The organism is Streptomyces sp. NPDC038200 (genome assembly GCF_055600785.1).
In genome coordinates this window covers 82761-101727 of sequence record NZ_JBVJYH010000020.1, presented here as the reverse complement: position 1 = coordinate 101727, position 18967 = coordinate 82761, and the positions used below count along the sequence as shown (strand labels likewise).

The window sequence follows — 18967 nt, the reverse complement described above, 5'->3', positions numbered from 1 at the left end:
GCTCACGACACCGCGGACAGGCTGCCGTGGGCCACCGAGGCGATCCGGTCCCGCAGCCGCTCGGCGTACAGCCGCATGGTCTTCCCCGCGACGTCCGTGTCCGGGTACCGGCTCGCCAGCCACAGCCCCTCGGGCAGCCGGTTCACCCAGACGCACACCTGATCCCCGTACGACACCCGGAGCAGTCCGTGCGCCTTCAGCTCCGCCCACCGCTCGGCGCCCGGGATGGACCGGGTGTCGACGTAGGAGACGATCGAGTACAGGTCCGGGGAGACCGGCCGGAAGTCCGTGCCGAGCAGGTCCAGCACCCGGGCCAGCGGCATCCGGGCCAGCGACCGGTTCGCCTGGAGCTCGGCGCGCACCGCCCGCAGCGCCTCCGGGAAGCCGCGGAGGCGGTCCACGGGCACCTCGATCGGGGCGCCGCCCACGTACCAGCCCACCGAGTCGCTCCACCGCGACTTCACCCGGGTGTGGAACGGCACCACCGTCCGGTACACCGGCTGCCCGCCCAGTTCGTGCACGATGAGCCCGGTCGCGGCCAGCAACCCGACCAGGCTGCCGCCGTAGGGCCGGCAGTACGTCTCGAACGCCGCCGCCGTGTCCGCGTCCACCAGCGGCTCGCACAGCATCCGCTGCCGGGGCAGCGGTCCGCCCGGCGCCGGCCCCAGGTCGACCGGGAAGCCCGGCAGCGTGCCCCCGCACCGGCGGATGAACTCCCGCCACCGGTCCACGATCGCGTGCCGGCCGTCGATGCCGTCCGCGTGGGCCCGCTCGATCTCGCAGAAGTCGACGTAACTGGCGGGCGGCACGAAGTCGTCGGGCGCGGTCCCCGTCCGGCCCGCCGCGTACAGCTCGTGGATCTCGGCGGGGACCCGGTGCACGGAGTAGGCGTCGACGTTGCTGTGGTCGAAGGCCAGGTACACGCTCGCCCCGTCGTCCCGGACGACCGCCGTGTAGATGAGGTTCGGCCAGTGCAGCGCGTCCGCCACCGAGTCGAAGCGGTGCTGCAGGTGCCGGACGAGACCGTCCGCGTCCGGGAAGTCGCCCGCCTCCGTCCGGCGCAGGGACACGTCGGCCGCGTCCAGCGTGAAGCGGCGCAGCGCGTCACCGGCCCAGCGGAAGCCGCTGCGCAGCGTCTCGTGCCGGACGGTCCAGGCGCGCAGTGCCCCTTCCAGCGCGTCCAGGTCGACCGGGCCGGGCAGATCGAAGGCGACGCCGAGCCACGTCGGCACGAACAGCCCCGTCTCCCGGACGCGCCTGGCCGTCCTGATGTGCGCCTCCTGGATGTAGGCGGGCGGCCGGGAATCCTCCGGGAGGACCTTCGCCGCCGCCACGGTCGCCGGGCTCAGCGTCCACTCGACGAGCCGGCCCGGCCGGACCTCGCAGCGCTGGATGTCAGTGATTCGCACGCGTCTCCCATCGCAGAAAGGGGGCCCCGGATGCGGGCCCCCTGGAAGGCAATGCCGTGGGACGCGGCCGGGACATGCCCGTCCGGTTCATTTCAACGGAACGGGTGGCCGGGCGAACGCGGAGTTGATTAACCCTCGGTGACCGGTCAGGGGTTCACTCGACGGTGCTCCGCGAGGCGGCGGCCGGGCTGCGCGTCGGTTTCGCGATCGCCCATGAGCCGGTGGCGGCGGACGGGCTCCGGGAACTCCCTGAGCACGGTCCGCGACGGCGGCTGCCTCGACCTCGCCTTCGGCGGAAACGTGGGGGAGGCGACCTGCCGGCCGGGGGCCGCCTCCCAGGACTGGGCCCGGGTCCGAACCGGCCGGCCGGGTCCCCGGAACCCGCGGAACGGGGGTGGGCGCATGGACAAAGCGGTACGTCGGCGATACTTGGGCGCATGGCTTACGACGATCTTCGCTCCCTGCTGCGGTCGCTGGAGCGCGAGGGAGACCTCAAGCGCATCAAGGCCGAGGTCGACCCGTATCTGGAGGTCGGGGAGATCGTCGACCGGGTGCAGAAGTCCGGCGGTCCGGCGCTGCTCTTCGAGAACGTGCGCGGCTCGGACATGCCCCTCGCGATGAACGTGTACGGCACCGACCGCCGCCTGCTGAAGGCGCTGGGCCTGAAGTCGTACGGCGAGATCTCCGAGAAGATCGGCGGTCTGCTGCGGCCCGAGCTGCCGCACGGCTTCGTCGGGGTGCGGGAGGCCTTCGGCAAGCTGGGCGCGATGACCCATGTGCCGCCGAAGAAGGTCAAGGAGGCGCCGGTGCAGGAGGTCGTCCTGCACGGTGACGACGTCGACCTCGACCGGCTCCCGGCGCTCTTCACCTGGCCCCAGGACGGCGGCTCCTTCTTCAACCTCGGCCTGACCCACACCAAGGACCCCGAGACCGGCGTCCGGAACCTGGGCCTGTACCGCCTCCAGCGCCACGACAAGCGCACCATCGGCATGCACTGGCAGATCCACAAGGACAGCCGGAACCACTACCAGGTGGCGGCGCGGCGCGGCGAGCGCCTGCCCGTGGCCATCGCCTTCGGCTGCCCGCCGGCCGTGACGTACGCCTCCACGGCCCCGCTGCCCGGCGACATCGACGAGTACCTCTTCGCCGGTTTCCTCGCCGGCAAGCGCATCGAGATGGTCGACTGCAAGACCGTCCCGCTCCAGGTCCCCGCGAACGCGGAGGTCGTCCTGGAGGGCTGGCTGGAGCCGGGCGAGATGCTGCCCGAGGGTCCCTTCGGCGACCACACCGGCTTCTACACCCCGCAGGAGCCCTTCCCGGCCCTGACGATCGACTGCGTGACGATGCGGAAGCGCCCGCTGCTCCAGTCGATCGTGGTCGGCCGCCCGCCGACGGAGGACGGCCCGCTCGGCCGGGCCACGGAACGCTTCTTCCTCCCCCTCCTGAAGATCATCGTCCCGGACATCGTGGACTACCACCTGCCCGAGGCCGGCGGCTTCCACAACTGCGCGATCGTCTCGATCGACAAGAAGTACCCGAAGCACGCGCAGAAGGTGATGCACGCGATCTGGGGGGCCCACATGATGTCCCTCACCAAGCTGATCGTGGTCGTGGACTCCGACTGCGACGTCCACGACCTGCACGAGGTGGCCTGGCGGGCCCTCGGCAACACCGACTACGCCCGTGACCTCACGGTCGTGGAAGGCCCCGTCGACCACCTCGACCACGCTTCCTACCAGCAGTTCTGGGGCGGCAAGGCGGGCATCGACGCCACGAAGAAGTGGCCGGAGGAGGGCTACACCCGGGACGGGGGCTGGCCGGACATGGTCCTCTCCGACCCCGATACGGCGGCCGTGGTGGACCGCCGCTGGAAGGAGTACGGCCTGTGAGCAGCGCCTCTGCCGCCATCCCGCAGCCGGGACGCACGAAGGCATTCCTGCGCCTGGTGATGATCGAGCACTCGGTCTTCGCGCTGCCCTTCGCCTACATCGCCGCCCTCACGGCGATGTTCGAGTGGGACGAGAACATCCACTGGGGCCGCCTGCTCCTGGTCACGGTCTGCATGGTCGGCCTGCGCACGTTCGCGATGGCGGTCAACCGGATCATCGACCGGGAGATCGACGCCCGTAACCCGCGCACCGCCCACCGCGAGCTGGTGACCGGCGCGATGTCGGTGAGGCACGCCTGGACGGGTGCCCTGATCGCCCTGGTGGTCTTCCTGGGCTCGGCGGCCCTGCTGAACCCGCTCTGCCTGGCCCTGGCACCGGTCGCGGTGGTCCCGATGGTGGTCTACCCCTACGGGAAACGCTTCACCAACTTCCCGCAGGCCATCCTGGGCCTCGCCCAGTCCATGGGACCGATCGGCGGCTGGCTGGCGATCAGCGGCGAGTGGTCGTGGGAGGCGGTGATCCTGGGCCTGGCCGTCGGCATCTGGATCGGCGGTTTCGATCTGATCTACGCCTGCCAGGACGTGGAGACCGACCGGGAGATCGGCGTCATGTCGGTCCCGGCCCGCTTCGGCATCCCGGCCGCGATCTGGGGCGCGCGCGCCTGCCACACGGTGACGACGGCCCTGTTCGTCTGGTACGCCCTGGCCACCCACGCCGGCGCGTTCTTCTGGCTGGGCCTGCTGATCGTCGCGGGCGCCTTCCTCTACGAGCACCGCATCGTCCGCCCCCACGACCTGTCCCGCCTGAACAGGGCGTTCTTCAGCGTCAACGGGTTCATCGGCATTGCCCTGTTCGTGTGTGCGCTGCTGGACCTCCTGGTCCGGGGCCTGACCGTCTGAGGTCCTCCCACCACGAGGCCGTCACGAGGTGGCGGACGCCGCCTGCCCGCCCGCGAGCCCCGATACGGCCGACCGGTCCTGAACGCTCGCCGACCCGCCGGTACGCTCAAGGTGTGAACGCAGGAGAAACGCAGCGCGTGCCTTGGATCGTGGGGGTGTCCGGAGCTTCCGGGACGCCATACGCGGCGGCCGTGCTGCGGGCGCTGCTGGCGGCGGGAGAAGCGGTGGACCTGGTGGTCAGCCGGGCCTCGCGGCTGACGCTGCTGGACGAGACGGGGATCTCGTTCCGCGACGCCCATTGGCAGGACGATCTGCGGGAATGGCTGGCCCGTGGCGCCGACGGCAAGCCCGGGACCTTCGACGTGGACGTCAGCGGGGTGCGCTACTGGAACGCGGGCGATCTCGCCGCCGGTCCGTCCTCGGGGTCGTACCCGGTGAAGGGGATGCTCATCGTGCCCGCCTCCACCGCATGCGTGGCCGGTGTCGCCCTCGGCCTCTCCAAGGATCTGCTCCAGCGCGCGGCGAGCGTCACGCTGAAGGAGCGCCGGACGCTGGTCGTGGCCGTACGGGAAACCCCCTTGAACGGTCAGACCCTGCGTCATCTCGTCGCGCTGGACGATGCCGGTGCCACGGTCGTGCCGGCCTCGCCGGCCTTCTACGCGGGAGCGACCCACATCCAGGATCTGGTGGACTTCGTCGCCGGCCGGGTGCTGGACGCGGCGGGTGTCGGGCACGGCCTGTACCGGCGCTGGAAGGGCGAGCTGGGCGGGGGCTCGGCGGCCGACCGGCAGGGCAAGTAGCAGTACCTCTCATCACTTCAGGAACTTTCACCGGAAGGCTTCGATCGCATGGACGCGGTGGACAGGCAGCTCATCCAGGCCCTGAGGGAGAACGGCCGGGCCTCGTACGCGGAGCTGGGACGCCTTGTCGGCCTGTCGGGCCCCAGCGTCACCGACCGCATCAACCGGCTGGAGGCGGCCGGTGTCATCACCGGATACCGGGCGACGGTGGACGCGGCCTCGCTGGGCCTCGGTGTCACCGCGCTGATCGGCATCTCGCTGTCCGACGCGGCCGACCACGAGGACGTGGCGCAGCGGCTGCGGGACCTCCCGGAGATCGAGGACTGCTGGTTCATCGCCGGTGACGACTCCTACATGCTCAAGGTGCGCTCGACCGACGTGGACGGCCTGGAGAGGACCATCCGGCGGCTCAGCGGGACCAAGGGCGTGTCCCGGACCCGTACCACGATCGTGCTCTCCACGAAGTGGGAGAACCGGGTCGGGGAACTGCCCGAGGAGGTCTAGGGCCTCTCGTTTGGATCATGCCGGGCTCGCGGGCCCTGGCACCGCGCCTCGCCGCGTTGTCGTCGGTTGCCATGGCTCCGTCATGGCGCCCTCCTCCGCCTTGCGCTGCACGGCACCGGACCCCGCTCCCTGATCCGGCCTGATCCAGACGAAAGACCCTGGGCGCGCGGCGCGTATGGGGGCGCCGACCGCCCGCAGGGCGGGGGAGTACCGTGGGGCGAGCTGTCGTAGAAAGGTGTTGGCATGGACGTCGGACTCAAGCGCGAGCTGGAGGAGAAGGTCCGCTCCGGTGAGCGGCTGACTCGCGAGGACGGCATCGCGCTGTACGAGTCGGACGACCTGGCCTGGCTGGGCGGGCTCGCCCACGAGGTGCGGACCCGCAAGAACGGTGACGTGGTCCACTTCAACGTCAACCGCCACCTCAACATGACGAACGTGTGCACCGCGTCCTGCGCCTACTGCTCGTTCCAGCGCAAGCCGGGCGAGAAGGACGCGTACACGATGCGCATCGAGGAGGCCGTCAAGCTCGCCAAGGCGATGGAGTCGGAGAACCTCACGGAGCTGCACATCGTCAACGGCCTGCACCCGAACCTGCCGTGGCGCTACTACCCGCGTTCCCTGCGCGAGCTGAAGGCGGCCCTGCCGAACGTCTCCCTGAAGGCGTTCACGGCGACGGAGATCCACCACTTCGAGACGATCTCCGGTCTGTCGGCCTCCGAGATCCTGGACGAGCTGATCGACGCGGGCCTGGAGTCGCTGACCGGCGGCGGCGCGGAGATCTTCGACTGGGAGGTCCGTCAGCACATCGTGGACCACCGCACCCACTGGGAGGACTGGTCCCGCATCCACCGGCTGGCGCACGAGAAGGGTCTGAAGACCCCGTGCACCATGCTGTACGGCCACATCGAGGAGCCCCGGCACCGCGTGGACCACGTGCTGCGGCTGCGCGAGCTGCAGGACGAGACGAACGGTTTCCAGGTCTTCATCCCGCTGCGCTACCAGCACGACTTCGTGGACATGAAGGACGGCAAGGTCCGCAACACCCTTCAGGCCCGGACCCAGATGGCGACCGGCGCCGAGGCGCTGAAGACGTTCGCCGTCTCCCGTCTGCTCTTCGACAACGTCCCCCACGTCAAGGTGTTCTGGGTGATGCACGGCGTGCAGACCGCCCAGCTGGCCCTCCAGCACGGCGCCGACGACATGGACGGCTCGGTCGTCGAGTACAAGATCACCCACGACGCGGACAACTACGGCACGCCGAACAAGCTGACCCGCGACGATCTGCTGGAGCTGATCCGCGACGCCGGCTTCCGCCCGGTGGAGCGCAACACCCGCTACGAGATCATCCGCGAGTACGACGGCCCCGACCCGGCGCGCCGCGAGTCCCCGCAGCCGATGCGCGTGTGACCTTCCGGCCGGGGGCACCCGGTCCCACCCGGGGGCGCGGGGAACCGCGCCCGGCCCCCACGCACCCGCGGCCGGGCGACGGGCCCGAGCGCGCCCTTCGTTCGCCGGCGCCGACCGGGGGTACCCGTCCGGCATGCCCACCAGCCAGGCTGCCGAGGACCGGTACACGGCGGAACCCTTCGTACCGGAGGGCGCCGGTCTCGCCGCCCTCCGCGAGGCCGCCGCCGGCTGCCGCGGCTGCCCCCTGCACCGCGACGCCACACAGACCGTCTTCGGTGCCGGGGACACCCACGCCCGCGTGATGCTCGTGGGCGAGCAGCCCGGCGACCAGGAGGACCGGCAGGGCAGGCCGTTCGTCGGTCCGGCCGGCAAGCTGCTGGACCGGGCGCTGGCGGAGGCCGGCATCGACCCCGCCGAGGCGTACGTGACCAACGCGGTCAAACACTTCAAGTTCACCCGGGCCGGTCCTGGCAAGCGCCGGATCCACAAGGCGCCGAGCCTGCGGGAGATGACGGCCTGCGGCCCCTGGCTGGCGGCCGAGCTGGCGCTGGTGGAACCGGAGCTGATCGTGGTGCTGGGCGCCACGGCCGGCAAGGCCCTGCTGGGGTCGTCGTTCCGGGTGGGGCAGGTGCGCGGCACCGTGCTGGAGGAGGAGATCCACGGCCGGCCGGAGCGGCTGGTGCCGACCGTGCACCCGTCCTCCGTGCTGCGCGCGGACGACCGTGAGCAGGCGTACCAGGGCCTGGTGGCCGACCTGAAGGTGGCGGCGCGAGCCCTCGCGTGACACGCCCGGCACACCCCCCAGGTAATAGATACACTCGCCCCGTGCCTCTTACGTTCACTCTGGACCCCGCTGTCACTCCCGCCCTCCGCGACGGCGTCCTCGATCTGTGGGCCGACGTCTCCAATGCGGGCGGTGCCGTGGGTTTCGTCCCGCCGGTCGGTCGCGAGGAGATACGGCCGGAGCTGGTGCGCCACTTCGTGCAGATGGCCGAGGGACGCACGCGGCTGCTCGTCGGCCACGACGAGGCCGGCCGGGTGGCCGCGACCGCGTTCCTCACCCTCAACACCCACCGGTTGATGACCCACTGGGTGTGGCTGTACACGGTGATGGTCCACCCCCGGCACCAGGGCCGGGGTTACGGCCGTGACCTGCTGGCCGCCGCCGCGGACGCGGCCCGCTCGATCGACGGCGTCGACGCCGTCCGGCTCACCTGCCGCGGCGGGCACGGCCTGGAGCGGTTCTACGCCTCCTGCGGCTACAAGGAGGTCGGCCGGGTCCCGGACGCCATCCGCGTGGCGCCGGGCGACGACCGGGACGAGATCTTCATGCTGCTGCCGCTCGGCTGACCCCCTTGCGTGATCGCCTTCCGGTCGTGCTTCACTGGACGATGACCCCTTTTGGAATCGGACGAGTGGATTGAGATGCTCCGCTACACGCTGATGCGCCTCGGTATCTTCGCGGGCTGCCTCGTGATCGTCTGGGGAGCCGTCTACTCGGGCATCTTCCCGCGCGGCTTCGGCAACTCCAACGGCCTGTGGGTCCTGCTGCTCTCCTTGGTCCTGTCGGCGCCGATCAGCTGGGTGGTGCTGCGCAAGGAGCGCGACCGGGCCAGCGTGCAGATCGTGCACAAGGTCGACCGGATGAAGGCGAACCTGGACGCCAACCGCAGCCAGGAGGACGTCGCCGACGACACGACGAGGGCGCAGGGCGGCGCCGCCGCGTCCAGGTAGTCACGCCGTTCGGCCCACGTGGTTCCGCCCCCGGCCCAACTAGTCTTGCCCTCATGGGTGCCGTCAAGACCAAACGGATGCCGAGGGCGGTGCGAGAGCAGCAGATGCTCGACGCTGCCGTACGGATTTTCGGGCAACGCGGGTACATGGCCGCCTCGATGGACGAGATCGCCGAACTCGCGGGCGTGTCCAAGCCGTTGGTCTACCTCTACCTGAACTCTAAGGAAGACCTCTTCACCGCCTGCATCCGCCGGGAGGCCGCCGCGCTCACGGAGGCCGTCCGTGCGGGCGTCCGGCCGGAGCTGCCCGTCGACCGGCAGCTCTGGGAGGGCCTCCAGGCGTTCTTCGCGCACACCGCCGAGCACCCCGACGGCTGGTCGGTGCTGCATCTTCAGGCCCGTACGCACGGTGAGCCCTTCGCGGCCGAGGTCGCCGCGATGCGCACGGAGATCGTCGCGTTCGTGACCCGGCTGGTCGCCGTCGCCGCCCGGGAGGCGCACCGCGATCCGGACCTGCCCGAGCACGAGGTCGCCGGGCTCGCCGAGGCGCTGGTCGGAGCGGCGGAGTCCCTCGCCGCCTGGGCCAACTCCACGCCCGGCGTCACCGCCCGGCAGGCGGCGGCCACACTGATGAACTTCGCCTGGTCGGGGCTGGGTGAGCTGATGTCGGGGCGGGTGTGGACACCGCCGGCCGAGCAGGGCTAGCGCCGCGCGCGGAGCGTCACGAGCAGCAGCCCTGACCGCCGGCCTGCGCAGGCAACCGTCGGAGCCGGCGCGTGCGGTGGAGCAGAGTGCGCCCGTCCGCCCCACACCGTGACAGGGAAGGCGCCCCTGGGGCGGCCGTGTGCGTCCGGCCCGTCAGACAGTCGCTGCCGCACCGAGCCCGGTGCCGGACAGCGGCCGTACCTCGCCGGACAGGTGGAGCCCCCCGCCCGGGCCCCGCAGGGCGAAGCGCCCGCTGCCGTCGGTGCCGTACGTCACCGTGCCCGGCAGCAGCACGGGCGCCCGGAACCTGGCCCGGACCCGGGCCGCGTCGGGTGTGCCGTGGGCGGCCAGGCAGCGGGCCACCGTCCACATGCCGTGCGCGATGGCCCGGGGAAAGCCGAACAGGCGGGCGGTGAGGGGGTGCAGGTGGATGGGGTTGCGGTCGCCGGAGGCGGCCCCGTACCGCCGCCCCACGTCCCCGCCGAGCCGCCACTCCCCGCCGAGCCGCCACTCCCCGCCGAGCCGCCACTCCCCGACGGCGGGCAGCCCTGCGCCGACGGCGGGCAGCCCTCCGCCGGCTGCGGAACGGGCCCCCGGCGCGCTCTCCGGGCCCGCTTCGCCCTGCGGAGTCCCGCGGTGGCCGCCCGTCGGCGGGCCGGGGCGGACGGGCGACCGGTCGGGGTCGGTGCGGTGCCGGCACAGATACGTGCTGCGCGACTCCCACACCGGCTCGCCCCCCAGCCGCAGCCCCGTGGTCACCGTCGCCTCCGTCCCCCTCCGGTGCGCGGCCAGCCCCTCGATCCACACCTCCAGCCCGTACTCCCCGTCGGCCGGCAGCGCGGCACCGCGCACGATCTCGATCGACGTGTGGACCAGCCCCAGCAGGGGCAGCGGGAAGGACCGCTCGCTCATCAGCCGCATCGCCAGCGGAAAGCCGAGGACGTGCGGATAGGTGACCGGCAGGTCCGGCTCGCCGGTCGGGAACCCGCAGACCCGCTCGTACGCGGCCAGCTTCGCCAGGTCGACGCGCAGCCCGGGGAGCTGGAGCCGGGTGCGGGGGAAGACCGCGTCCGGGCCGGGCCGCTTGAAGGGGGAGCGCAGCGCGCCCAGGGCCAGCAGCGGGGCGAGCGCGGGCGCGGCGGTCAGGGTGACGGCGTCCGGCGGGGGTGCCGTGCCGGTGAAGCCCGGGTGACGGTCGGCCATACGCAACTCCCGCGCGACTCGGTCCCAAATGCTTACTCTGGAGTAAGGTTACCGGAGGTAAGCCTAGGGTGTGCAAGGGGTGACGAGCATCCCGGAGCACTCCCGCCCCCGCCCGCGGGCAAAGCTGAACACCCGTCACATAACCCCCGAGGCTGCACATCCCCGGCCCCGGACCATCCCCGAACCCGCACAACCCCCTCACAGCGGACCCGTACGATCACCTGCCTGACCGGCGGTAACCCCCTTCCTGGCGGGGCCGCCGCCGGTGCACGCACGCCAGAGGAGCCGCCCGTGTCCACGCCGTACCAGAACGCCCCCGTCTCCTCCGGCGCCCCGGTCTCCGCCACCGACTACGACGGCCGCCCGGTCCTCGTCGCACCCGAGACACGACGGCTCGACGGCGCGGTGCGGGAGGCGGTGGTCCCCCCGTTCGCACCCCCGGTCACCCACGGCTCCCTCGGCGACCTGCCGTTCGAGAACGCGGAGGCGGCACCCGGCGCGGTCGTCCTCAGCCGCAAGCTGCCCGACGGCAGTTGGACGGACGTGACGGCGGAACGATTCGCCGCCGAGGTGCAGGCGGTGGCCAAGGGCCTGATCGCCGAGGGCCTGACGCCCGGCGACCGCATCGCCGTCATGGCCCGCACCACCTACGACTGGACCCTCCTCGACTTCGCGGCCTGGGCCGCCGGCCTGGTCACGGTCCCGATCTATCCCACCTCCTCCGTCTTCCAGACCCGCTGGATCCTGCACGACTCCGGCGCGGTCGCCCTGGTCACCGAGAACGCCGCCCAGGCCGCCGCCATCGGCCCCGAACTCCCGCACCTGCCCGATCTGCGCCACCTGTGGGTGATGGACAAGGACCACGTGGCCCAGCTCGCCGACGTGGGCGCGCCGGTGCCGGACGGCGAGGTGGGCGTCCGCCGGGGCATGCTGGGCCCCGCCACCCTCGCCACGCTGATCTACACCTCCGGCACCACCGGCCGCCCCAAGGGCTGCGCCCTCTCGCACGGCAACTTCTTCGCCGAGGTCGACAACGCGATCGAGCTGCTCCACCCGGTCTTCAAGGCGCAGGGCGAGGAACCGTCGGTCCTGCTCTTCCTCCCCATGTCCCATGTCTTCGGCCGGATGGTGGCCATCGCCTGCGTCCGCGCCCGGGTCCGCCTCGGCCACGCCCCCAGCCTGGCCCCGGACGACCTCCTGCCGGATCTGGCGGCTTTCCGGCCGACGTGCCTGCTGACCATCCCCTACATGCTGGAGAAGATCTACAACTCCGCGCGGGCCAAGTCGGAGGCGGGCGGCCGGTCGTCGGTCTTCGACCGGGCGGCGGCGGTGGCCCAGCGGTACGGCGAGGCGCTGGAGGCCCGCCAGACCGGCACCGGCAGCGGCCCGAGCCGCGCCCTGAAGACCCAGCGTTCCCTCTACGATCCGCTCGTCTACCGCCGTATCCGCAACGCCATGGGCGGCCGGGTCCGGTACGTCATCTGCGGCGGCTCCCCGCTGGGCCGACGCCTCGCCGCGTTCTACGCGGGCGCCGGCATCGAGATCTTCGAGGGCTACGGCCTCACGGAGACCACCGGTGCCTCGACGGTCACCCCGCCCCTGAAGCCCCGCATGGGCACGGTGGGCTGGCCGTTGCCCGGCACCCGGGTGCGGATCGCGGCGGACGGCGAGATCCTCCTCGCCGGCGACCATGTGCTGCGCGGCTACTGGGACCCGCAGGCGGGCGGAGTCGTCCCCGCCACCCGCGACGGCTGGCTGCCCACGGGCGACCTCGGCGAGCTGGACGACGAGGGCTATCTGACCATCACCGGCCGCAAGAAGGAGCTGCTGATCACGGCGGGCGGCAAGTCGGTGGCCCCGGCCCCGCTGGAGAACTGGCTGCGCCAGCACCCGCTGATCTCCCAGGTGATGCTGGTGGGCGACGGCCGCCCGTACGTCGCCGCGCTGATCACCCTCGACCCCGAGGGCATCACGCACTGGCGGCAGATGATCGGCAAGCATCCGGTGCCGCCCGAACTCCTGGTCGGCGACGAGGAGCTGACGGCCGTCCTCCAGCGGGCGGTGGACGAGGCGAACAAGCTGGTCTCCCGCCCCGAGTCCATCCGCCGCTTCGCGGTCCTGCCGGTGGACTTCAGGGAGGAGAACGGCCACCTGACCCCGTCCATGAAGCTGCGGCGGGAACAGATCATGCGGGACTTCGACCACCACGTGGAAGACCTGTACGAGGGCTGAGCCGAGGCCGTCCCGGCGTGGCGAGTGGTCGGCACCCGCTCCTCGCTTCTCCCGCGTCGTCCGGACTCGGCGGGTGGGGGAGCGGGTTGCCGCCTGGGTCGATTGCGGCCCGGAACGATCCTCGTACGCCCCCAGGAGCCAGTCAATCCTTGGGTTTCCTCACCAAACCCAAGTGCTAGCTTGGGTGTTGTGACGCTGGAGGACCTCCGTGTGTTCGTGGCCGTGTGCCGCGCGGGCAGCCTGAGTTCGGTCGCCCGCGACCTCGGCTGCACCCAGTCCGCCGTCAGCCAGCACGTCAAGCGGCTGGAGCGGGAGACGGGCGTGGCGCTGCTGGAGCGCCAGCCGCGCGGAGTCGTCCCGACCCAGGCCGGGCGGATACTGGAAGCCGCCGCGGCCGAGGGCATCAACGGCCTGGACCTGGCCGTGAGCCGGCTGCGTGACCTGGCCCGCGGCCACAGCGGATACGTCCGCGTGGCCACGGGCGCGACGACCCTCCGGCACTTCATGTCCGACGCGGTCGTCACCTTCCGCCGCCGCCACCCCGAGGTCAACCTGGAGTTCCGCACGGTCAGTTCGGGCCGCGGCAGCTTCGACGCCCTCGCCGACGGCACCCTGGACCTGGCCTGGATCACCATCGGCCCGCCGGTCCGGGGCATCGAGCAGCGCACGGTCGTGGAGCTGCCGTGGCTGCTCGCCGTCCGCGCGGACGACCCGCTGGCCGCCCACCCGCACCTGGACCCGGCGGACCTCGCCGGCACCCGGCTCATCCGGCTCCCCCCGAACTCCACGTCCGCCGCCCACCTCGAAGCGGCGTGCGCCGAGCGGGGCGTCCGGTTCGCCTACGAGCCGAGCGTGGCCGACTGGGACACGGCGCTGCTGCTGGCCGAACTGGGGGCCGGGCGGGCGGTCGTACCCGCGGTGCCCGGCCTGCCCGTCCCCGGTGACGGCCCCCTGCGTCTCGTCCCGCTGCCCGGCCTGCGTCCCCTCCCCGTCGGCTGGGCGGTCCGCCGCTGGGACGCGCTCAGCCCGCCGGCCAGGGCGTTCGCGGACACGGTCGTGGAATGCCGGGTCACTGCGGCCGGCTGAGCCGCAGCTCCACCCAGACCGTCTTGCCGACGTCCCGCTCGGACACGCCCCACAAGGACGCCAGCACCTGGACGACGACCAGTCCGCGCCCGCCCTCGTCCTCCAGCCGCCCGTCCAGGAACCGCAGGCCGCGATCGCCCCGGGGATCACTCACCTCGATACGCAAGGTGTCCTTCTCCGGCAGCAGGGCGAGCCGCAGCTCGAAGTCCCGCCCCGGGACGCGACCGTGGGTGACGGCGTTGGCGGCGAGTTCGGCCACGAGGAGCCGGGCGGAGTGGTTCGCGTCGCCGTCGTAGGGATATCCCCAGGTGGCCAACGTGCTGCCGGTGAGATGACGGGCCAGCCGCGCTCCGCGTGGGGTGGCGTTCAACCGTTGGACGAGTTCGGTTCCTGGGGTGGAGATTTCTACGTTCACCTCACCGAGCGTGGTCACTTCTTCCTACGCTGACCAGGGGGCGCCTGGCGACTGTGCGTAGTCGTACGGGCGCGACAAGTGTGGTGTACGAGTGGTCGGAGGGTGGCGTGACGGACGAGCGGAGGCCGGAGACCCCGGCGGAGGAGAACGGGTCGGCGGCGGTCTTCGTCGTACTCGGCAAACAGCTGAAGCTGCTGAGGGAACGGGCCGGGCTGAACCAGCGGGAGTTCGGCAACCTGGTGGGCTACGGCCCCGATCAGATCTCGGCCGTGGAGCGGGGGGTGCGGACGCCGAGGCCGGAGTTCCTCCAGCGGGCCGACGAACTCCTGGAGGCGAACGGGCTGTTCACGGCGGTCATCCCGCAGGTCGAGGAGGCGATGTCCAAGGCGCGCACGCGGCATCCCGAGTGGTATCGCAGTTATGCAGAACTCGAAGCGGTTTCCGTGGAGCTCCACTTCTACGCCAACCAGGGCGTGCCGGGCCTCTTGCAGACCGAGGACTATGCGCGGGCTGTGTTCTCCCGCCGCCGTCCCTTGCTTGACGAGGACACCATCGAGAAGCGCGTTGCTGACCGACTTGCACGCCAGCAAGTCCTGGAGCAGTGGCCGCTGCCGATGTGCAGTTATGTCTTGGAAGAGGTAGTGCTGCACCGACCCATCGGCGGTACCGAGGTGCACAGGGAGCAGCTTCGCCGATTGCTTCGCACTGGCAGCACGCGCAACGTGGAGATCCAAGTGATGCCCTCCACGCAGACGGAACACCCCAACATGGACGGCCCCTTCAATCTGCTGACACCCAAGAAGCGGGGACAGGTTGCTTATGTAGAGGTGCAGGGATACCCGCGACTGATCGCTGACTCGGAGGAAGTGCGCAAGATCGCTGACCGCTATGGGATCATGCGCGCGATGGCACTCAGCCCGACAGAGTCCCTGGCCCTGATCGAGAAACTGCTGGGAGAGCGATGAACACCGAGCAACTCGCCTGGTTCAAGTCCAGCTACAGCGGCGGTGAGGGCGGTGAGTGTGTCGAACTCGCCTACACCTGGCGCAAGTCCAGCCACAGCAGCGGCGGAGGCGGCGAGTGCGTAGAGGTGGCCGCCCACCCCACCGCCGTCCACATCCGTGACTCGAAGCGACCCGCCACTCACCTCACCGTGACCCCCGAAGCCTGGTCGGCCTTCGTTTTCGCCGCCGTCTAGGCTGCTGCCCTTGGCCAACGCATTACACCGGGGGGTACAGGGCCGATGGAGCATGCGACGGAGGTCTTCCAGCCACTTCAGGCGGACGACCCACCGGTGGTGGCGGGGTACCGGCTCGCGGCCCGGCTGGGGGCCGGCGGCATGGGGCGGGTCTACCTGTCGCACACCCAGGGCGGCCGTCCGGTCGCGATCAAGGTCGTGCGGCCGGAACTCGCCGACGACCCGGACTTCCGGCGGCGGTTCGGCCGGGAGATCAAGGCGGCCCGGCGGGTGCGGGGCGCGTACACGGCCGAGCTGATCGACGCGGACGCGGACGCCGTACCGCCCTGGCTGGCCACGCTGTACGTGCCCGGCCCGTCGCTGGCGGAGGCCGTGGTCCGGCGTGGCCCGCTGCCCGTGCCGGCGGTGCTGTGGCTGATGGCGGGGGTGGCCGAGGCGCTCCAGGCCATTCATGCCGAGGGCGTCGTGCACCGGGACATGAAGCCGTCGAACGTGCTGCTGGCCGCCGACGGGCCGCGGGTGATCGACTTCGGGATCGCGCTGGCCGCCGACGGGACGTCGTACACGGCGACGGGCGGCACGATCGGCACGCCGTCCTACATGGCTCCGGAGCAGGCGTCCGGGGGCGAGGTCACGGCGGCGACCGATGTCTTCGCGCTCGGCCAGACCGCGGCGTTCGCGGCGCTGGGCAGGTCGCTCTACGGTGACGGCCCGGCGGTCAACGTGCTGTACCGGATCGTGCACTCGGAGCCGGACCTCGACGCGCTGCCCGAGCCGCTGCGTCCGCTGCTGGCCCGGTGCCTGGCCGCCGATCCGGCTCGGCGGGCCACTCCGGCCGAGATCGTGGAGTGGTGCAGGCAGCGGCTGGGGGCGGACGCCGACGGGGGCGGGGGGCCCGCGGTGTGGCGGGAGATCATCGGCCCGGAGGTCGTGATCCCGGCGCCGGTGCCCGAGCCGACCCCGGTCCACCCGCAGCCGCCGGTGCCCGCGGCGGCCTCGGCCCACCCGCAGGCGCCCATGCCCACCCCGGCGTACCCGCAGCCGCTGTACGGGTGGCCGCAGCCCACGCCGGAGCAGCGCAAGGCCCGCAGACGGCGAACGGCGCTGATCACGGCCGCCGGGGTGGTCGGCGGCGGGCTGCTGGTGGCGGCGATGACCTGGTCGCTCATGGACGCCAAGAGCCGGCTCGACGGCCGGGACACGGCCGGTTCCAGGACGTCCGCGACGGGACCGGCCGCACACTCCTCGTCGTCGGCGTCCACGGCGGGCTCGCCGTCGGGTTCCTCGCGGGGATCGTCGCCGGACTCCTCGGCGGGTTCCTCCGGCGCGGACGCGTCCGGGCCGGGGGCCGGTGACGGTGCGGCCTCGGCCTCACCCCAGGACCCGCGGCCGGAGGGGTACGCCGGGCTGTGGCTGGACGCGAAGAACTCACTGAGCCTGAAGGACAAGGACGCCCAGCGGAAGAACCGCAAGGGTGACATCCGCTTCGACTGCCAGGATCCCGGCTGCGAACTGAAGAGCGACAGTGCGGTCTTCATGCAGATGTGGGGCGCGCACGGCACCACCCTGGACCAGTGCCGTCTCATGCTCGGGAGCGCCAGCGCCACGAAGCACAGCTGGACGCTGGCCGGGGCGGCGGCCGGAACCGAGTTCTGCATCAAGGACACCGAGGGGAACATCGGGCTGTTCGTGATCGAGACGAAGTCCACCGCGATAGCGGACATCGCCTTCCTCAGGGGCGACCTGACGGTCTGGCGGAAGGCGGCCTAACCCACCCCGGCCAGCCGCAGCACCGCCGTCGTCACCGCCGCCCCCAGCACCACGACGGCGAAGGGGGCCCGGCGCCAGGCCAGGGCGGCGCCGGCCAGCACCCCGGCGGGGCGGGCCCAGCCCGCGAAGCCGCCGGACTCGGTCAGGGCGCCCGTGGCCAGCAGCGCGACCAGCAGGACCACCGCGCCCGCCGACGCCAGCTCCTGGACCCGGGGCGGGACCGTGACCCGGCCGTGCAGGACCGGGCCGACCAGCCGGAAGGCGTACGTGCCGACGGCCAGGGCGAGGATCACGGCGACGGTGGCGTTCACGCGGCGGCTCCCGGGGCGGCGGCCGGACGGCGGTGGAGGAACAGGCCGGCCAGGGCGAGCAGGACCGGTACCCCGGCCGGGACGGCGGGCGTGACCGCCAGGGCCAGGGCCGCGCCGAGCAGGGCACACCGCCGTACCGTCGCGTCCGCGCGGAGGGCGGGCAGGACCAGGGCGACCAGGACGGCCGGGAACGCGGCGTCCAGGCCGTAACGGGCGGTGTCGCCGAGCGCGCCGCCCGCGAGCGCCCCCGCCAGCACGCCGGCGTTCCACACGGCGAACAGGCCGAGCCCCGATATCCAGAACGCCCGCCGCTGCCGTACCGGGTCCGGCTGCGCGAGGGCGAAGGCGACCGTCTCGTCCGTGACCAGGTGGGCGCCGAGGAAGCGGCTCGCGCGGCCGGTGCCGAGGATCTCGGCCACGGCCAGACCGAAGGCCGCCGTACGGGTGTTGAGCAGCAGCCCGGTGGCCACCGCGGCGAGCGGCCCGCCCCCGGCGAGCAGCACGCCCACCGCGCTGAACTGTGCCGAACCCGCGTACACCACCAGGGACATCAGCACCGGCACCCACACCGGCAGCCCGCCGGCGACGGACACCGCACCGAACGAGACGCCGACGACCCCGCTGGCCAGCCAGACGAGCGAGCTGTCCCGGACCAGGGAACGGTCTTCGGCCGAGCCGATTGTTCGCTGTACCGAACGCATGTTTCCTACAATGGACAGTAAGCACCCCGTTCGTCAAGGCGAACGATCGTACCGACGGAGCGAACGACATGACCGAGGCCGTCCCCGCCCGGCTCCCCCTGGAGTGGATCGCCGCGTCCCTGAAGCGGGAGCGGACCCGTACCGGGCTGTCCCTGTCCGAACTGGCCAAGCGCGCCGGCATCGCCAAGTCCACGCTGTCCCAGCTGGAGGCGGCGAGCGGGAACCCGAGCATGGAGACCATCTGGGCGCTCGCGGTGGCGCTCGGCGTGCCCTTCAGCGCACTGGTGGAGCCGCCCGCCCAGGCGGTCCAGGTGATCCGGGCCGGCCAGGGGCCCATGGTCCACTCCGAGCAGTCCAGCTACCTCGCCTCACTGCTCTCGGCCTGCCCGCCCGGCGCCCGCAGGGACATCTACCACGTCTGGCTGGAACCCGGTTCCGTGCGCGATTCCGAGCCGCACATTCCCGGAACCACCGAGCACATCGTGGTCACCGAGGGAAGGGTCGAGGCGGGACCGCACGGGGAGACGGTCGCGCTGGAGCCGGGGGATTACGCGTCGTTCCGCGGGGACGTGCCGCACACGTACGAGGCGCTCGCGGCCGGAACGAAGTTCGTACTCGTCATGCAGCACATGTGAACCGGAAAGGAACGGGAAAAGGCAGGAGCCCCGTCGCCTTACGGCGTGGGGCTCCTTGGGTACTGCTCTC

The 18967-nt window shown here is 72.0% G+C and carries 20 protein-coding genes; 15 read left to right on the top strand and 5 right to left on the bottom strand.

Annotated elements, in window-relative coordinates:
* Nucleotides 1–2 precede the first annotated feature (2 nt).
* Entirely contained in the window at nucleotides 3–1409 is a 1407-nt protein-coding gene (locus tag ACZ7KF_RS32435; RefSeq protein ID WP_471083059.1) for a condensation domain-containing protein, read from the bottom strand.
* A gap of 437 nt (nucleotides 1410–1846) precedes the next feature.
* Here ACZ7KF_RS32435 and ACZ7KF_RS32430 point away from each other — a divergent pair, with 437 nt between their 5' ends.
* The 9 genes from ACZ7KF_RS32430 (at nucleotide 1847) to ACZ7KF_RS32390 (ending at nucleotide 9346) form a co-directional block, all read left to right on the top strand.
* Complete coding sequence (locus ACZ7KF_RS32430; RefSeq protein ID WP_471083057.1) at nucleotides 1847–3298, top strand: menaquinone biosynthesis decarboxylase; 1452 nt, start codon at nucleotides 1847–1849, stop codon at nucleotides 3296–3298.
* Nucleotides 3295–4197: a menaquinone biosynthesis prenyltransferase MqnP gene (mqnP, locus tag ACZ7KF_RS32425; protein ID WP_471083055.1), complete on the top strand. Its 903-nt coding sequence runs from the start codon at nucleotides 3295–3297 to the stop codon at nucleotides 4195–4197. Before ACZ7KF_RS32430 ends, mqnP begins: the two co-directional genes overlap by 4 nt.
* 137 nt (nucleotides 4198–4334) lie before the next feature.
* Complete coding sequence (locus tag ACZ7KF_RS32420) at nucleotides 4335–4997, top strand: UbiX family flavin prenyltransferase (RefSeq protein WP_471083253.1); 663 nt, start codon at nucleotides 4335–4337, stop codon at nucleotides 4995–4997.
* 48 nt (nucleotides 4998–5045) lie between these two features.
* On the top strand, nucleotides 5046–5501 hold the full coding sequence (locus ACZ7KF_RS32415) for an Lrp/AsnC family transcriptional regulator (protein WP_225825931.1): 456 nt from the start codon (nucleotides 5046–5048) through the stop codon (nucleotides 5499–5501).
* 243 nt (nucleotides 5502–5744) lie between these two features.
* Entirely contained in the window at nucleotides 5745–6908 is a 1164-nt protein-coding gene (gene mqnE, locus ACZ7KF_RS32410) for an aminofutalosine synthase MqnE (RefSeq protein ID WP_471083052.1), read from the top strand.
* Nucleotides 6909–7041: 133 nt separating this feature from the next.
* Complete coding sequence (locus tag ACZ7KF_RS32405; RefSeq protein ID WP_471083050.1) at nucleotides 7042–7692, top strand: UdgX family uracil-DNA binding protein; 651 nt, start codon at nucleotides 7042–7044, stop codon at nucleotides 7690–7692.
* Nucleotides 7693–7733: 41 nt separating this feature from the next.
* Entirely contained in the window at nucleotides 7734–8258 is a 525-nt protein-coding gene (locus ACZ7KF_RS32400; protein WP_471083047.1) for a GNAT family N-acetyltransferase, read from the top strand.
* Nucleotides 8259–8333: 75 nt separating this feature from the next.
* Entirely contained in the window at nucleotides 8334–8642 is a 309-nt protein-coding gene (locus ACZ7KF_RS32395) for a DUF4229 domain-containing protein (RefSeq protein ID WP_471083044.1), read from the top strand.
* A gap of 53 nt (nucleotides 8643–8695) precedes the next feature.
* Nucleotides 8696–9346, top strand: coding sequence for a TetR/AcrR family transcriptional regulator (locus tag ACZ7KF_RS32390; protein ID WP_471083041.1), 651 nt, complete (start codon nucleotides 8696–8698; stop codon nucleotides 9344–9346).
* Nucleotides 9347–9499: 153 nt separating this feature from the next.
* On the opposite strand, the gene ACZ7KF_RS32385 is transcribed toward ACZ7KF_RS32390, so the two are convergent.
* Complete coding sequence (locus tag ACZ7KF_RS32385) at nucleotides 9500–10549, bottom strand: MaoC family dehydratase (RefSeq protein WP_471083038.1); 1050 nt, start codon at nucleotides 10547–10549, stop codon at nucleotides 9500–9502.
* Nucleotides 10550–10840: 291 nt separating this feature from the next.
* Here ACZ7KF_RS32385 and ACZ7KF_RS32380 point away from each other — a divergent pair, with 291 nt between their 5' ends.
* Complete coding sequence (locus tag ACZ7KF_RS32380) at nucleotides 10841–12781, top strand: AMP-dependent synthetase/ligase (RefSeq protein WP_471083035.1); 1941 nt, start codon at nucleotides 10841–10843, stop codon at nucleotides 12779–12781.
* Nucleotides 12782–12970: 189 nt separating this feature from the next.
* Nucleotides 12971–13867, top strand: coding sequence for a LysR family transcriptional regulator (locus ACZ7KF_RS32375; RefSeq protein ID WP_471083032.1), 897 nt, complete (start codon nucleotides 12971–12973; stop codon nucleotides 13865–13867).
* Here ACZ7KF_RS32375 and ACZ7KF_RS32370 read toward each other — a convergent pair.
* The gene (locus ACZ7KF_RS32370) at nucleotides 13851–14282 is read right to left on the bottom strand and encodes an ATP-binding protein (protein WP_471083030.1); all 432 of its coding nucleotides are present in this window, start codon (nucleotides 14280–14282) and stop codon (nucleotides 13851–13853) included. The two genes, ACZ7KF_RS32375 and ACZ7KF_RS32370, sit on opposite strands and share 17 nt — an antisense overlap.
* A gap of 107 nt (nucleotides 14283–14389) precedes the next feature.
* Between ACZ7KF_RS32370 and ACZ7KF_RS32365 the strand changes: the two genes are divergently transcribed.
* Genes ACZ7KF_RS32365 through ACZ7KF_RS32355 form a run of 3 tightly spaced genes read left to right on the top strand, consistent with a single transcriptional unit; the run spans nucleotide 14390 to nucleotide 17250 of the window.
* Nucleotides 14390–15247 carry a helix-turn-helix domain-containing protein gene (locus ACZ7KF_RS32365; protein WP_471083027.1) on the top strand — a complete coding sequence of 286 codons (858 nt, stop codon included), beginning with the start codon at nucleotides 14390–14392 and terminating at the stop codon, nucleotides 15245–15247.
* Nucleotides 15244–15480, top strand: coding sequence for a DUF397 domain-containing protein (locus ACZ7KF_RS32360; protein ID WP_471083024.1), 237 nt, complete (start codon nucleotides 15244–15246; stop codon nucleotides 15478–15480). The genes ACZ7KF_RS32365 and ACZ7KF_RS32360 overlap by 4 nt, the downstream gene beginning before the upstream one ends.
* Before the next feature lie 45 nt (nucleotides 15481–15525).
* Entirely contained in the window at nucleotides 15526–17250 is a 1725-nt protein-coding gene (locus tag ACZ7KF_RS32355) for a serine/threonine-protein kinase (protein ID WP_471083022.1), read from the top strand.
* Here ACZ7KF_RS32355 and ACZ7KF_RS32350 read toward each other — a convergent pair.
* Together ACZ7KF_RS32350 and ACZ7KF_RS32345 are read right to left on the bottom strand one after the other, a co-directional pair.
* Nucleotides 17247–17561, bottom strand: coding sequence for an AzlD domain-containing protein (locus tag ACZ7KF_RS32350; protein WP_471083019.1), 315 nt, complete (start codon nucleotides 17559–17561; stop codon nucleotides 17247–17249). The two genes, ACZ7KF_RS32355 and ACZ7KF_RS32350, sit on opposite strands and share 4 nt — an antisense overlap.
* Nucleotides 17558–18262, bottom strand: a complete 705-nt coding sequence (locus tag ACZ7KF_RS32345; protein WP_471083016.1) for an AzlC family ABC transporter permease — start codon at nucleotides 18260–18262, stop codon at nucleotides 17558–17560. Before ACZ7KF_RS32345 ends, ACZ7KF_RS32350 begins: the two co-directional genes overlap by 4 nt.
* A gap of 68 nt (nucleotides 18263–18330) precedes the next feature.
* Here ACZ7KF_RS32345 and ACZ7KF_RS32340 point away from each other — a divergent pair, with 68 nt between their 5' ends.
* The gene (locus ACZ7KF_RS32340) at nucleotides 18331–18897 is read left to right on the top strand and encodes a helix-turn-helix domain-containing protein (RefSeq protein WP_471083013.1); all 567 of its coding nucleotides are present in this window, start codon (nucleotides 18331–18333) and stop codon (nucleotides 18895–18897) included.
* Nucleotides 18898–18967 lie beyond the last annotated feature (70 nt).